Source organism: Niallia sp. NCCP-28 (genome assembly GCF_023168165.1).
In the GTDB taxonomy this organism is placed as follows: domain Bacteria; phylum Bacillota; class Bacilli; order Bacillales; family Cytobacillaceae; genus Niallia.
Genome location: NZ_BQYJ01000002.1, coordinates 396,751 through 411,165 on the forward strand (window position 1 = coordinate 396,751; position 14,415 = coordinate 411,165).

Consider the following 14,415-nt stretch of genomic DNA (forward strand, 5'->3'; position numbering starts at 1 on the left):
TAACAATTATCATCCATGGAGGGGAAGCAAAATGAATATAACAAAAGAAGGGGTAAAAGTAATGAAATTAGCCGATTTGCCAAAACAAATCGGCAAAGAAGTTATGATAAATGGAAAATCAATTGCATTATTCCATTTAACGAACGGAGATGTACGTGCAGTTCTTAATTCTTGTCCACATAAAAATGGACCACTAGCAGAAGGCATTGTTTCAGGAGAGTTTGTGTTTTGTCCATTGCATGACTGGAAAATCTCTCTTGTAACAGGAGAAGTGCAAAAACCAGATAATGGATGTGTAGAAACATTTGACACACAAATAATTGATGAATATATTTATGTGACGGTGTAAAAAGATGAAAACGAACAAAGGGCATGTAGCATTTGTGGGAGCAGGACCAGGGGATATTGGGCTTATAACCCAAAAGGGGCTAGAATGTTTAAGCAAGGCGGATGTAGTTCTCTACGATCGCCTTGCCAATCCAAGATTATTGCGCTACACGAAGAATCACTGTGAATTTGTGTATTGCGGAAAATTGCCAAACAACCATATCATGAGGCAAGAAAAAATCAATGAATCTCTTATATATTATGCTTTAAAGGGAAAATACGTTGTACGTTTAAAAGGTGGCGATCCTTCTGTTTTTGGCCGTGTAGGAGAAGAAGCAGAGGCAGTAGCCAAACAGGCGATACCTTTTGAAATTGTGCCAGGCATTACGGCAAGCATTGCAGCAAGCGCTTATGCAGGAATTCCTGTAACTCACAGGGAGTGTAGCAATAGCTTTACTATACGTACTGGACATTTTTGTGAAAATAATCACAAATTGAATTATGATAAAAATACAGGTGATACTATCGCTTATTATATGGGAGTAAAAGGGTTGGGCACCATCTGCCAAGAGCTGATAGAGCAAGGAAAATCAAAGGAGACAAAAGCTGCTGTTATTCAATGGGGAACATTGGGCAAACAGAAAGTAGTAGAAGGAACTTTAGCTACTATTGTATCCCTTGTAGAAAAGGAAAATATAACAAATCCTGCACTTACCATTGTGGGAGATGTAGTAAATTTACGATCTTCGATTGCATGGTTTGAAAAGTTGCCTTTTTACCAAAAAAGAATCATTATTGCTAAATCATCAGCTGGTGAAAGCCAATTAGAAAAATATTTTTCGGATAATGGTGCTGAAGTTTTTGCCTTTCCTGCCTTAAAAAAAGTAGATAGAGTGCTTCATCCAACAGAAATAGAAGCAATTAAGGAAAAAGAAAGATTGATTTTTTTTGCACCTGAAAGTATGGAAGTATTCTTTTCGCAATTTTATCAGCATGGTTATGATTTGCGTGATTTGCCAAAACAAATTGAATATGTATCAGAAAAAACGAAAAAAGCGTTAGCAGAAAAAAGGATTAGGGGGCAACAAGCAATTTTTCAGCAAAAGGATGCTTGTATTATAGGGCCATCAGCAGTTGAATCCAGCAATCAGTATGCACCAAAAAATATTTTTATTATCTCTCATGAAATCAAAATAGATTTCCGTTTTGATGAAATGAATCGTCGTTTGCTGTCAGAAGATCAATGGCAAACGGTGATATTTCCAAATAAATCTGCAATTGATTATTTCCTCAAAGAATGGGAGAGATTTTCGGCAGATAATCCCACTAAGCTGATGTTTGCTTATATTGGAGAATCTGTAAAGGAATACGCGATGGAAAAGGGATTTCACTTAATAGATGAAGCGGTGCAGCAAGCATTAGAAACAAAAGATTGGAAGGTTGAATAACTGATGGACGCGGTTGTATATATTGGACATGGCAGTCGATTGGAAGAAGGAATACATTCTTTTCGCAATTTTATTGAAAATGTAAAAAAAGAGATAAATATTCCTGTGCAAGAGATTGCATATTTAGAAATAAATGCTCCATCTATTGGGGAAACGCTGGAGAACGTTATACAAAATGGAGCAAAAAACATTTTAGTTGTTCCAGTTCTTCTATTTGCGGCTGCTCATTATAAAAGAGATATACCAGAAGAATTGTATAAAATCCAAACTAAATATCCATTTATTCAATTTACAATTACAGCTCCATTTGATGTGCATAAGAAAATGATTGATTTAGTGGTAAAGAGAATTCAAGCAGAAGCAAAACAGGCAAAAGATGGTGTAGTGTTGCTTGTGGGCAGAGGAAGCAGCGATCCAGAGCCGATTTTTAAGCTATTAGAAATTAGCCGAGCAGTAGAACAAAAAATAGATTTGCCTGTTGATACAGCTTTTTTGACAGCGGGAACACCAAGCTTTGCCACAGAACTTGCTAAATTAGAAGAAGAATATGATTGCATTTATGTGATGCCCTATCTATTGTTTACTGGTGTATTGTTAAAAAGAGTGGAAAGACGGATTGCTGCATGTGCTAAATCTGTTATTTTATGCGGCCCTTTGCAATATGATGAACGAATGAAGGAAGTGCTGATAGAGAGAATGCAAGAGCAATTCTTGTTACAAGAATAGTAGGAGGAAAAAAATATGAAAGAAGTAATAGCGACTTTTAGCAATACGGCGGTTGCCAGGATTACCGGCCTTAAGAAAAGCAAACCGAAATATTTAGTTGGTGCTATGCTTGCAGGATTTTTTGTTGGACTGGGCATTATTCTTATTTTTACCATTGGTGGCATGCTTGCTCCCAGTGGATTTGCCGGAACAAAAATTATTATGGGTGTATCTTTTGGAATTGCATTAAGTTTGGTGATTATGGCCGGCGCTGATTTATTTACTGGAAATAATATGATTATGACAATTGGCGTGCTAGAAAAGAAAGTAACATGGACAGCAACTGGGCAAGTTTGGTTATACAGCTATATTGGCAATTTTATCGGCTCTATCCTTGTTGCTGCAATGTTCAGCTATTCAGGTCTCGCAGTGGATGGAGTGGCAGGTTTTATTATAAATGCAGCAGCTGCAAAAATGAATGCTCCATTTATGGAATTATTAATCCGCGGAATTTTATGTAATATTCTTGTGTGTCTAGCAGTTTGGTGTTCTGTTAAATTAAAGGATGAAACAGCAAAATTAATTATGATTTTTTGGTGCTTATTCGCCTTTATTACTTCTGGATTTGAACATAGTGTAGCAAATATGACTCTTCTGTCTATTTCTCTAATCATTCCACATCCGGATACAGTGTCATTTGGAGGAATGTTCGCTAACTTACTGCCTGTTACAATCGGCAATATAATCGGTGGAGCCGTATTTGTTGGAGCTGCTTATTGGTACAATATCTCTGAAAAAACAAAAGGAACAGTAGCTAAACTAAAAAAGAATGCTTGATGATGAAAAAGAGCCGTCGCCGCTATATTGGGCGATGGCTTTTGGCTGTCACGGAAAATTAACCCGAAGCGAAGGATGTTAAAACGGCGAATAAATCAAGGAGGGACAGCCGAAGAAAAGAAAAGCTGCTGAATGTGCAGAAAAGATTTGTCTAGTTGAAGGTGCATTTGGATTTGGGAAAAGGGACTGACATACTTGTCTGTTATAGTGCAATATCTGATCGTATTTGTTATTCTTTAAATAGATGAATAGCATAGAAGGTGAAAAAATGTTTAAACAAGAAAATCGTACACCCTTATATTTACAATTAAAAGAATCCTTGCGAAGTTCTATTATTACACGCAAATTGAAGGCAGGAGATAAAATACCAACAGAAGTAGAGCTGAGCGACAAATATAATATAAGCAGGGTTACTGTGAGAAAAGCCGTCACAGAACTTGTAGAAGAAGGATATCTAGTTCGAAAGCAAGGGAAGGGCACATTCGTGCAATCACAAAAAATTGAAAGAAAAGTAGTTCATTTAACCAGCTTTACTGCTGCATGTGAGGCATATGGCTTAACTGCGAGCAGCAAAACAATCAAACGAGAAATTACTCTTCCAACTTCCATAGACAAAGAATTGCTTCAATTAGAAGAGGATGATCAACTCCTTTTTATCCAAAGAATCAGATATGCAAACGAGCAGCCATTAATGCTGGAAAATAACTATTTTTCTTTTAAAAAATATAAGTTTTTATTAGAAGAAAGTTTAGAAGGCTCTATTTATCAATTGCTGCAAGATAAGCATCAAATTATTTTAAATAATCCAGGTGAGACATCATTGGAACTGGTAAGAGCATTGGAGGAAGAAGCAATATTATTGGATGTGCCTGTTGGAGAGCCGTTATTTTATATGGAGACAATTGTTTCCTTTGATGATTCTCCAGTTTATTTAGGTAAACAGTATATGATAGGAGAAAGGTATAAATTCTCCTTTTAGATATAGAAGACAATCATTCGTAATGGAGTGATATGTCTTTTTTTATAAAAAGTCAGAAGATTAATAATGTATTGACGATACAAAAGAACTATAGTATAAATAAAACAATACGTATTAATACATATTATATAATATGTATCTGTTTAAGAAATAATAGATGCAATTATTGTTTTATCGAAGAATTGGGGGAGATTGAGATGAAGAAAAGAGTAGCAGGGCTGTTGATTAGTTTAATTTGTCTTTTTGTATTATCCGCTTGCAGTTCGTCCAGCAATTCATCTGAAAATAAGGATAAACAATTAGTCATGGGAACCTCAGCAGATTATCCGCCTTTTGAATATGTGGATACTGCAAATGGTGAAGCAATCATCGGATTTGATGCAGACCTTGCCAAAGCCCTAGGGAAAAAAACAGGATATGAGATTACAATAAAAGATATGGACTTTAATGGTCTTATCACTTCCTTGCAGTCAGGTAAAGTAGATTTTGTAATGGCAGGCATGGAGGCAACCCCAGATAGAAAAAAGAATGCTGATTTTACAGAACCATATTTTAGAAGCGATATATCCATGATAGTCGATAAAAAAAGCAGTATACAAACATTTGAGGATATAAAAGGTAAAATAGTTGGCGTGCAAGTTGGCTCTATTCAGGCCGAAAAAGCGAAGGAACTACAAAAAACAGTTGATTTTCAATTAGAAACTAGAGATCGTGTCCCAGATTTAGTGCAAGAAATTAATAGTGGGCGTTTTGATGGGGTATTGATGGAGGACGTTGTTTCAAAAGGCTATATAGAAAAAAACGATAATTTAACTACCATTTCTGTGCCGAGCAATGAAACAGGCGGTGCTGCCATTGCTTTTCAAAAAGATAGTGAACTGACAAGTAAATTTAATGAAGCGTTAAAAGAAATGAAAGAAAATGGCGAAATGGACAAGTTGGTTGCTAAATGGTTTAATGGCGAAAAATCTCTGAAAATAGCTGAATAAAGATAAAAAGAGGCATTCATAGTCAAATAGATGCCTCTTTTTATGATTCGTAAAAATTCATCACGCATTAACGGGCGATTGTCCCCCACCGATAGCAAAAGAAAACGAAAAATCTAAATGGGTAGAAACTTGCCCATAAAAGCCTGATTGAAGTTTCACTTTATTATATTTCCTATATATATTCACATGGATATTAAAAAAATAACAATTGTCTGTTACATTTTCTTACAATATCATGGACTTCCTACCTATACTGGTTCATAATTTATAATATTCATAAAATTTGACATTCCATTATTTGTGGAAAACCAACAGCCAGAACTTTTGCCTTTTGATTTACAGGCAGAATTGCATTTGATCTGCGATAGACTTTGCATTGCCTACCGCAAAATGCTGAAAGAGTCAGGAATCACGTTTGGAACAGCATAATAAAAAGAAGCGCAGGATGGCTTTTATTGCTTTCCTGCGTTTTTGCGTGTGTCTATAGATGAGCTATTAACTTTTGCAGGCTTTTAATAATGAGACTCATTGATTGGAGCGAGGCCAGAGAGTCGTTGCTGACATCATCTAAAGAGTGGTTGCCATTTTTTATAATTACATAATGAAGATTTGTTTTTTCTAACTGCTTTAGTGATTTTTCCTCAAAGTGAAGATCTTTATTTCCAATGACAAGCAATCCTTTATGTTTGCTTGCAGCGATAGACTTGGCAATGTTATCTAATTTTAATAAAGGGGTAAGGAGAATCATCACAGCTTTTGCAAATTTATCATTTTGCATAAACCCATTAACAATGGGAATGGTGCCGAGAGATTTACCAAGAAATAGTATATTTTGATAGTTATGCTGCTGCAGAACTTCTGAAGCAATAGGTGTGATATCATTGAGCATTTCCTCTGTAACCTTTTTAGAAGCTTGCTGCAAAAAATCTTTTTGATAAGAGTAATGCACTTGTACTACATCTATGTTAGATTCAATCATCAGCATTGTTAAATAATAAAAAAGTGGCTTATCATAGTGATAACCTAATCCCGAAAGCATAAAGCATACTTTATTTCCTCCAGTTTGTATATGAGTATATTCAATCTCTTTCTGTTTTGTTTGGATAGTTTTTAATAACTTTTTCATGTGTCCAACCCCCTTGTCTTCTACTATTATTTTACCTTATTACTTTCCTTGCAATAAGCAGGAACACTTAAAAACAGCCGTGAAATCATTGGCTGTTTTTAAGTGTTATCTAGTTATGTCTCTAGATAAAACTTATCTCTAAATTGTTTTGGTGTTAATGCCATATGTTTTCTGAAATTTTTATAAAAATGGGATTGGTCGAAAAAGCCATAATCCATAGCGTCTTCTATAGGAGAGGAGTTATTTGAAATTTTGTTTACAAAATATTGCAATCTAACAATCTGACTAAAGTTTTTAGGAGAAAAGCCAACCAATTCTTCAAATTTTTTACGGACATAACGATCAGAATAGCCAGTTTCAGCTGAGAGGTCTTTTACATTTATAGCTCCATTTGAAGAGTAAATTTTATGTATACAATGGGAGACTAAATTATGTGTGTAGTCAGATTCTTGTTTGATCGTATGCAAAAAGTATTGAAACCATTTGACCCTTTCCTGAAAGCTGGACAAAATTGCGATTTTTTCTAATAAAAAAGAAGGCAGGTTTACAACATCAAATAGCGGAACTTGTTGATGCTGGATTAGTTCTTTTATAGGAATAGTAAATGGCAGAGAATTTTGTTCAGGGTAGAACCTAACAGCAAAATATTCACAGTCTGGTTGGAAATGGTAGGTGCAGCGTTGATTAGGACTGCTTGCTACTAGTGCAAAAGGATGAACAGAATGAGTACAGAATAATAAATCAAAACATCCATCAGGAATCACCTGCAAGAATCCCTGGGCATGCTTGTCTATTTTGAATTGGTAAAAAAGTGAAACTTCAGAATTTTTGAGATTGGGAGGACGATATTCTATATAGTTTTGACTGCTAAATTTTAATTCGGGTTGAGAAGGTGTAAAAATAATATCGCTTTTTGCTTTCATTTTCATACTCCTTTTATAGGTTAACATTCCTGACTGTCCCTTTTAAATTAGAAAAAATATAGCATATATAGGCACGTTGTGTAAGTGGATTTTCTAGATTCTTACTTCTCATGTAAAAAAATATCACATAGTTCCGTTTTTTACAATATTAATAGTGTTAATTTTTAGTATATTATGAATAATCAATCAAAAGGAGGAAGCAAATATTGCAAACACAACAAATAAATACAACTTTACATCCGTTAGAACCATTGACTGTGGGAGAGATAAAAGAGGCAGTAGCCATTATAAAAGAAGAAAAGAATTTACATGAAAAAGTTCGATTTGTTACAGTTGTTCTCCATGAACCAGATAAAAAAGTGGTTTTAAATTATAAAAAAGGAGATGAAATAAATAGGGAAGCATTTATTATTCTTCTTGATAATGAAACTGGACAAACCTATGAAGCATTAGTTTCTATTACAAATCAAGCAGTAGCTAGTTGGGAGAATATAGAAGGCGTACAGCCAGGGGTTATGTTGGATGAGTTCGAAGAGTGCGAACAAGTGGTAAAAAACTGCCCTGAATTTCAAGAAGCATTGCTGAAAAGAGGCATTACAGATTTTGATTTAGTAATGGTTGATCCGTGGTCTGCAGGAAACTTTGGCATAGCAGAAGATGAGGGTGTTCGTCTTGCACGAGCGATTTGCTGGGTACGCAAATTTCCGAATGATAATGGCTACGCCTACCCATTAACAGGAATTGTTGTTTATGTTGATTTAAATAAAATGATGGTGCACCGTTTTGAAGATTGTGGTATTCGGGAAATGCCGCCGACTGATGCGAATTATTCTCCAGAAACATCTGATTCAATTACGCTGCGGACAGACTTAAAGCCATTAGAAATCATTCAGCCAGAAGGACCAAGCTTTGAAGTTGAAGGCCATTATATTAAATGGCAAAAATGGCATATTCGTTTTGGATTTACGCCAAGAGAAGGACTAGTGCTGTATACAGTCGGCTATGAAGACAAAGGAAAAATTCGCTCAATCCTTTATCGTGCAGCGTTATCAGAAATGGTTGTTCCATATGCGGATGGAAGTTTTGCACATAATACACAAAATGCTTTTGATGCAGGGGAATATGGTATGGGACAGCTTGCAAATTCATTGGCATTAGGCTGTGACTGTTTAGGAGAAATCCGCTATTTTGATGCAGTAATGACAGACAGTAAAGGAAATGTAAGAACCATTCCAAATGCAGTGTGTCTCCATGAAGAAGATTACGGCATTGCCTGGAAGCATACAGACTGGAGAACAGAACAAGTGGAAGTAAGACGTTCTCGCAGACTCGTCCTTTCCTTTTTCTGTACAGTCGGAAACTATGATTATGGATTTTACTGGAGCTTCTACCAAGATGGAACAATTGAAAATGAAGTGAAATTAACTGGCATGCTAAATACTGGAACATATGATGAGAGTGGAAAATCAAAATATGGAACAGAAATTGCGCCGAAATTAAATGCTTCTTTTCATCAACATTTCTTTAACTTCCGTTTAGACACGATGTTAGATGGTATGGAAAATTCTGTAGTGGAAAGCTATACAGTTGCAGAAGAAGAGGGGACGGAAAACCCGCATAGCAATGCTTTTTATGTAAAATCAAAAATATTTAAAAAAGAACAGGAAGCACAAAGAAACCTAGATATAGCGACACAGCGCACTTGGAAGATCATTAACCCTAATTCTTTAAATGCTGTAGGCACACCTGTGGGCTATAAAATTATGCCAGGGGAAAACTGTCTGCCATTTGCTAGAGAAAACTCTAGTGTAATGAAAAGAGCGGGATTCTTGAAACATCAATTGCATGTAACAAAATATGATGCGAAAGAAAAGTATGCTACAGGAGATTATCCGAACCAGCATAAGGGCGGAGAAGGACTTCCGAAATATATTGCCGGAAACCGCAATATTGATAATGAAGATATCGTTGTTTGGTATACAATGGGGCACCATCATATTACAAGACCAGAAGATTGGCCAGTAATGCCAACGGCTTACATTAATTTTCAATTGAAACCTGTTGGATTTTTTGACCGCAACCCTGCTTTAGATCTTCCTCGTCCAACATCGAAATCAGCTGCTTGTCACAGCAAACCAGATGCATCTTGCAGTAAATAATTTAACTGTCAAAAAGGAGATGGACTCGGTTTCCTCTCCTTTAAAAAACAAAAAATAGGAGGTGCTATAATGCTTATCTTTAGTTTATTGATGGTTATAAGCTATAGTATTTATTTTTTTCTTACTTCTCGCAAAAACTTTGATAAAACTAATAGTTCAGTTGCTAGATGCATTCCAATGCTATTGGGGATGACAGGCAGTGTAACAATTGGACTGGCAATTGGGTTATGGATGCCTGATCGTTTGGCGTTTGCGACGGTTTTTTCTATTGTAATAAGTGCAATAGCTGCTATTCTGATCGGTCATCCATTTGGAATAAATGGAATAGTAGAGGCAGCAGCTTCAAGTTTTATGGGAGCCATGATGGGGGCAATGCTAGGTGTTATGCTTGCTTCTTCTGAAATTGTTTTTATGATGTTTACAATGAATTTTCTCTACCTTATTAGTTTTTATCTTATATTACTAATGAAAACAAATGAATCATTATCGAAAAAGCAAATTGTTTTTAAAAGTAAAAAAGCGCCTTTTTATTTAGCTTTCAGCTTTAATTTATTTTTGATTGGTGCAATTGGTTTAGTAGAATCCATTGACTTTGATGCGCCGCAGCCAGAAAAAGAAATGATGACTCCTAACCATCAATCTCACTAATTTGCTCCATTAGAATCCACTTAATAAATAATAGAAGAAAAATACTATTGAGGAGGAATTTTATGGAGGTGCAGGAAAAGCGTATTTTAGAAAGTGATTTGGTTCAGAAGAATTTTGGTTATGAAAAAGAACTGAATGGATCCATGAATGTGGTTCAGCTTACAGCTTTTGGCTTGAATTATATGCTGCCATTAGCGCCAGCTGTAATTTTTGGAGTCCTTTTATCTACCTCTGGAGGAACAGTGGCACTTCCCTTTTTGTTTGCTGGAATTGCGATGCTTCTTACAGGGTTTAGTTATGCGACAATGGTAAGGAATTTTCCGTTGGCAGGTTCTGTTTATAGTTATGTTGGAAGAGGATGGAATCCCCATTTTGGTTTTTTAGCAGGTTGGGTTGTAATACTAGATTATGTACTTATTCCAACAATCACTTCTGTAAGTGCAGCATATCTTGTCCAAGAATATTTTCCTAATGTCCCTTTTTGGGTATTGTTAGGTATTTTTTCCATAGGTGTTGGCTTGTTGAATTTATTTGGAATTGAATTAATGTCAAAAATGGGTCTATGGTTTTTGCTATTAGGAGAATTTGTAGTATGGAGCTGCATATTAGTTTGGGGGAAAGCAGTATATTCAGATGGTGTGGGGATTGGAATGCTTCTAAGTACACAGCCTTTCCAATTTGATAATATGTCAGGACTGCTTGGTGCCACGTCGCTTGCTGTTTTGAGTTTTTTGGGATTTGATGCTATCACAACATTGGCTGAAGAAACGCGCAACCCAAAAAGAGATATTCCTAAAGCGATCTTTATGTGTATTGGGATAGGGTTAGTGACGATGGTTGTATGCAGTTATGTTGCAATGCTTGTAATTCCTGATTGGAGAAATCATATTGCGGATGAAAACTGGATGAATACTGTTTTATACCAAGTTTCAGTTATAACGGGTGGAGAAGGGTTTGCTTTATTTTATACAGCAGGGTTCTTAAGCTCTTTGGCTGTCTTCAATTTAGTCGCCACTGCGGCTGGCGCTAGGCTGCTTTATGGGATGGGAAGAGATAGTCTTCTGCCAAAGGGGATATTTGCTGCGATAAACAAACGCTTTAAAACTCCCCATTTTAATATCATTATCATAGTAGCAATTGAATTTATTTTAGGGAATACCGTAGATTTGGGAACGATTTCTAATTTAGTTAATTATGGAGCATTTTTTGGATTTGCAGCCCTAAACTTGTCTGTTATATGGCTATATTATATAAAGAAAAAAGGAGAAGCTCCATTAAATTTAAACTATGAAGCAAATTGGAAGCCAACAGGATGGAGCCATTTCCGCTACTTGGCACTTCCATTGTTAGGATTTAGCATTATTATCTATGTATGGACTGGGATGGATCGATTGGCAATGGTTCTAGGAACAGTTTGGCTGATTGCAGGAATTGTATTTTTAGCAGGAAGAACAAGTGGATTTAAGAAATTGCCCCCACAATTAGAACATTAATTCGAGTGAAAATTTGAGAGAGGATAGAAGTGGCTCTAAATCTAGAATAGATTTCTAGATTTAGGGCTTTTTTAGTCCTATAAAAATCTGATTAGCTGGTTTGGAAATTAGACAAGAATAAAATTCAGCAAATGGTAAGTATATCAATTTATGCAAAACGGAAAATATTAACATAACAAAGTGGAACTTCAATCAGTGAGGGTTTTCCACCTCCCCTATTGATTGTTAGTGGAAACAATCATGCTTTATGGGCAAGTTTCTATCCGCTTAGATTTCTCGGTTTCTCTTACAATTCCTTAGGTGGAAGTCAAAAACCCGTTAATGCGTGATAAACTGGCAATAATTGTACAATTCATATAAATTATATTATATTGCTGGCAAATATCGATCACAAACATAATAATTTTCATTATCATATAAAGTTATTTTCTAAAGGTGGGATACTATTTATGCAAAGAGTTGACAGCAAGAAGCCATTGCAAGAAGAAAGTGTAAAGTACGCTCAGCAGCATTTAGCAAACGAAAGAACATACTTAGCTTGGATGCGCACAGCTGTATCGATAATAGGGGTTGGATTTTTGACGACTTCTCTGCATTTTACAATTAAATTAAGCACGAATCCATATATTAATAGGTTAGCGATATTCCTTGGCATTTTTGCGTGTATGATTGGATTTGTAATAGCGATAATGTCCACTGTCGAATATTCCAGAAAAAGAAAATATATTCAAGCAGGGAGATTTATCCCATCTAATCATTCTATTATTTTTGTTTCTATTATTATTTGTTTTTTAATATTTTTTATTTTTATGTATCTTTCTTTGCTTCTGCTTATGTAAATTATTTTTAAGCTTATCAAGCAATGTAGTAGTTATAAGAAAATGTAGAAGGGGAAGTTATGCTAATTTCTTATAAAATAATTATGGTAGAAATAATAGGTAAAAAAACAAAGATTTTCCTTTGGTAAACTTTATTGGAGGCATTCTAGAGAATTTCTATTATGCTATAAGTGTTGTAGGTAACAACTTTTTTTCTCTAGACCTACTGAAATCTCTTCTGTTAAGATACATAAGTGATTTTCGTAGAGGAGTAGATGAGTTTGACGACAAGAGAGTCTTTGGCGAAAAAAGTCGCTTGGATTAGTGTGATAAGCAATATTATATTAACATTAGGAAAATTAATTGTTGGATCAATTGCAAATAGTGACGCGGTATTTGCGGATGGGATTCACTCGGCAGCAGATGTTTTTGCATCAGTGATTGTTTTATTGGTCATCAGGATAGCAAATAAGCCAGCAGATGACGAGCATCCATACGGACATGGCAAAGCGGAAATAATCGTATCTGGAATTGTAGGCCTGGTATTATTGGTCGTTTCCTTTTATGTTGTGTATGAAGCGATTGTTGGTTTCTTTCATCCAATTTCTACCCCTAATATACTTGCGATGTGGATTGCGATTATCTCTTATGGAGCAAAGGAATTTTTGTATCGGTATTCAATGAAAATTGCCAAGGAACAAAATAGCAAAGCAATTGAAGCGATTGCCTTTGACCATAAAGCAGATATTGTAGCATCGCTAGCTGCGGCAATAGGGGTACTGTTATCTATAATTGGCGCCAAATTTAATATTGGATTTTTATTATTTGGAGATAAAGTAGCAAGTATCGTTGTGGCATACTTAATCTTTAAAATCGCAAAAGAAATGTTGGGAGAGGCCTTTGATATTTTATTAGAGCGGAACATTAATGCAGAATTGCTCCTTGATTATACGAATATTATATCAAGCTTCTCAGAAGTGAAGAGAATTGACAGGCTAAGAGCGAGAGAGCATGGACATTATGTGCTCGTTGATCTGCGGATATCTATCGATTATGATAAAACAATTAAAGAAGGGCATGACCTTTCTCGGGAAATAAAAAATAAATTAATGAAAAAGCATGATAATATTGAAGAAGTTTTAATTCATTTAAATCCGTATTATGAATAAGCAAAAAAAAAGGAGATTTTGTTGGATTAAAATCTCCTTTTTCTTTGTTCTAAATTCGTTAATTTTGTTTATCATGCATTAACAGGCTTTTGTCCCCTGCCTCGAGATTAGAAGGGAAGACGAGAAATCTCTGCCTGTAAAAGCTTGATTGAAGTTTCGTCTTATTTAAGCTGGATAATAAATAGTCATGCTTAACCGGGTTAAAGTATTCCCTGAATTGTGGTATGAATGGGGCTTATCTGCTTTGAATTTTATAGAATCACCGCTTTTTATCGTATATTCCTCATTATTGACGCAAATGGTTAATTCTCCATCAAAGACAATGATAAATTCCTCTGTGCCTTCTCGATGTGGGGTAGCGTTAAGAAACCCGCCTTTTTCGATTTCAATAGAATACATTTCAAAGCGTCTATCCTCATGGAAAATAAAATATGGATATACGCGATATTTTCCGTTATCTTCTGTTAATGCTTGTGTTTCTTTTTTTAAAATAACCTTTGTATCTGGCTGGGGATTATCTATTAAGGATGTAAAAGAAATCTTTAATCCATTAGCAATTTTCCAGATGGTTGTAATAGTCGGGCTTGATTCTCCTCTTTCAATTTGGCCAATCATTGTTTTGCTTACCCCTGTCAGTTCAGCGGCCCGTTCTAAACTTAATTTATTCGTTATTCTAAAAGATTTTAAATTTCTTCCAATAATTTTATTTATTTCTTCCATAATAAAAACTCCTTATAGACAATATAAAGTTCATTTTATACAATATAACATATATACTCTATATTGTATATTTT

Annotated in this window: 14 protein-coding genes; 11 read left to right on the forward strand and 3 right to left on the reverse strand. The window is 35.3% G+C overall.

Going from position 1 to position 14,415, the window contains the following annotated elements:
* Positions 1–31 precede the first annotated feature (31 nt).
* From nirD to NCCP28_RS06750, 6 genes are all read left to right on the forward strand, one after another.
* A complete protein-coding gene (gene nirD, locus NCCP28_RS06725; protein WP_248560629.1) occupies positions 32–349 on the forward strand; it encodes a nitrite reductase small subunit NirD in 318 nt (105 codons plus the stop codon).
* Between the two features lie 4 nt (positions 350–353).
* Positions 354–1,775, forward strand: coding sequence for a uroporphyrinogen-III C-methyltransferase (gene cobA, locus NCCP28_RS06730; RefSeq protein WP_248560630.1), 1,422 nt, complete (start codon positions 354–356; stop codon positions 1,773–1,775).
* A 3-nt stretch (positions 1,776–1,778) separates the two neighbouring features.
* Positions 1,779–2,501 (forward strand): sirohydrochlorin chelatase, encoded by a 723-nt coding sequence (locus NCCP28_RS06735; RefSeq protein WP_248560631.1) that lies wholly within the window; start codon positions 1,779–1,781, stop codon positions 2,499–2,501.
* A 15-nt stretch (positions 2,502–2,516) separates the two neighbouring features.
* The gene (locus NCCP28_RS06740; RefSeq protein ID WP_248560632.1) at positions 2,517–3,317 is read left to right on the forward strand and encodes a formate/nitrite transporter family protein; all 801 of its coding nucleotides are present in this window, start codon (positions 2,517–2,519) and stop codon (positions 3,315–3,317) included.
* A 268-nt stretch (positions 3,318–3,585) separates the two neighbouring features.
* Positions 3,586–4,296 carry a GntR family transcriptional regulator gene (locus tag NCCP28_RS06745; protein ID WP_248560633.1) on the forward strand — a complete coding sequence of 237 codons (711 nt, stop codon included), beginning with the start codon at positions 3,586–3,588 and terminating at the stop codon, positions 4,294–4,296.
* A gap of 197 nt (positions 4,297–4,493) precedes the next feature.
* The gene (locus tag NCCP28_RS06750; RefSeq protein ID WP_248560634.1) at positions 4,494–5,285 is read left to right on the forward strand and encodes a transporter substrate-binding domain-containing protein; all 792 of its coding nucleotides are present in this window, start codon (positions 4,494–4,496) and stop codon (positions 5,283–5,285) included.
* 481 nt (positions 5,286–5,766) lie between these two features.
* On the opposite strand, the gene NCCP28_RS06755 is transcribed toward NCCP28_RS06750, so the two are convergent.
* A complete protein-coding gene (locus NCCP28_RS06755) occupies positions 5,767–6,411 on the reverse strand; it encodes an alpha/beta family hydrolase (RefSeq protein WP_248560635.1) in 645 nt (214 codons plus the stop codon).
* 113 nt (positions 6,412–6,524) lie between these two features.
* Complete coding sequence (locus NCCP28_RS06760) at positions 6,525–7,334, reverse strand: helix-turn-helix transcriptional regulator (protein ID WP_248560636.1); 810 nt, start codon at positions 7,332–7,334, stop codon at positions 6,525–6,527.
* 206 nt (positions 7,335–7,540) lie between these two features.
* Between NCCP28_RS06760 and NCCP28_RS06765 the strand changes: the two genes are divergently transcribed.
* The 5 genes from NCCP28_RS06765 to NCCP28_RS06785 all read left to right on the forward strand — a co-directional run bounded on the left by NCCP28_RS06765 (position 7,541) and on the right by NCCP28_RS06785 (position 13,621).
* Positions 7,541–9,493, forward strand: coding sequence for a primary-amine oxidase (locus tag NCCP28_RS06765; protein WP_248560637.1), 1,953 nt, complete (start codon positions 7,541–7,543; stop codon positions 9,491–9,493).
* Between the two features lie 69 nt (positions 9,494–9,562).
* Positions 9,563–10,141, forward strand: a complete 579-nt coding sequence (locus NCCP28_RS06770) for a hypothetical protein (RefSeq protein WP_248560638.1) — start codon at positions 9,563–9,565, stop codon at positions 10,139–10,141.
* A 62-nt stretch (positions 10,142–10,203) separates the two neighbouring features.
* The gene (locus NCCP28_RS06775) at positions 10,204–11,634 is read left to right on the forward strand and encodes an APC family permease (RefSeq protein ID WP_248560639.1); all 1,431 of its coding nucleotides are present in this window, start codon (positions 10,204–10,206) and stop codon (positions 11,632–11,634) included.
* Positions 11,635–12,083: 449 nt separating this feature from the next.
* Positions 12,084–12,473: a YidH family protein gene (locus NCCP28_RS06780; RefSeq protein WP_248560640.1), complete on the forward strand. Its 390-nt coding sequence runs from the start codon at positions 12,084–12,086 to the stop codon at positions 12,471–12,473.
* A 254-nt stretch (positions 12,474–12,727) separates the two neighbouring features.
* Positions 12,728–13,621 carry a cation diffusion facilitator family transporter gene (locus NCCP28_RS06785; protein WP_248560641.1) on the forward strand — a complete coding sequence of 298 codons (894 nt, stop codon included), beginning with the start codon at positions 12,728–12,730 and terminating at the stop codon, positions 13,619–13,621.
* 165 nt (positions 13,622–13,786) lie between these two features.
* Here the strand turns inward: NCCP28_RS06785 and NCCP28_RS06790 are convergent, their stop codons facing one another.
* A complete protein-coding gene (locus NCCP28_RS06790; protein WP_248560642.1) occupies positions 13,787–14,341 on the reverse strand; it encodes a helix-turn-helix domain-containing protein in 555 nt (184 codons plus the stop codon).
* Positions 14,342–14,415: the final 74 nt, after the last annotated feature.

What these genes read in the sequence shown, in the direction of transcription:
- NCCP28_RS06740 (WP_248560632.1), top strand. Translation starts at nt 2,517, where the DNA reads ATGAAAGAAGTAATAGCGACTTTTAGCAATACGGCGGTTGCCAGGATT.
- NCCP28_RS06745 (WP_248560633.1), top strand. Translation starts at nt 3,586, where the DNA reads ATGTTTAAACAAGAAAATCGTACACCCTTATATTTACAATTAAAAGAA.
- nirD (WP_248560629.1), top strand. Translation starts at nt 32, where the DNA reads ATGAATATAACAAAAGAAGGGGTAAAAGTAATGAAATTAGCCGATTTG.
- NCCP28_RS06770 (WP_248560638.1), top strand. Translation starts at nt 9,563, where the DNA reads ATGCTTATCTTTAGTTTATTGATGGTTATAAGCTATAGTATTTATTTT.
- NCCP28_RS06750 (WP_248560634.1), top strand. Translation starts at nt 4,494, where the DNA reads ATGAAGAAAAGAGTAGCAGGGCTGTTGATTAGTTTAATTTGTCTTTTT.
- NCCP28_RS06755 (WP_248560635.1), bottom strand. Translation starts at nt 6,411, where the DNA reads ATGAAAAAGTTATTAAAAACTATCCAAACAAAACAGAAAGAGATTGAA.
- cobA (WP_248560630.1), top strand. Translation starts at nt 354, where the DNA reads ATGAAAACGAACAAAGGGCATGTAGCATTTGTGGGAGCAGGACCAGGG.
- NCCP28_RS06775 (WP_248560639.1), top strand. Translation starts at nt 10,204, where the DNA reads ATGGAGGTGCAGGAAAAGCGTATTTTAGAAAGTGATTTGGTTCAGAAG.
- NCCP28_RS06790 (WP_248560642.1), bottom strand. Translation starts at nt 14,341, where the DNA reads ATGGAAGAAATAAATAAAATTATTGGAAGAAATTTAAAATCTTTTAGA.
- NCCP28_RS06735 (WP_248560631.1), top strand. Translation starts at nt 1,779, where the DNA reads ATGGACGCGGTTGTATATATTGGACATGGCAGTCGATTGGAAGAAGGA.
- NCCP28_RS06780 (WP_248560640.1), top strand. Translation starts at nt 12,084, where the DNA reads ATGCAAAGAGTTGACAGCAAGAAGCCATTGCAAGAAGAAAGTGTAAAG.
- NCCP28_RS06785 (WP_248560641.1), top strand. Translation starts at nt 12,728, where the DNA reads ATGAGTTTGACGACAAGAGAGTCTTTGGCGAAAAAAGTCGCTTGGATT.
- NCCP28_RS06760 (WP_248560636.1), bottom strand. Translation starts at nt 7,334, where the DNA reads ATGAAAGCAAAAAGCGATATTATTTTTACACCTTCTCAACCCGAATTA.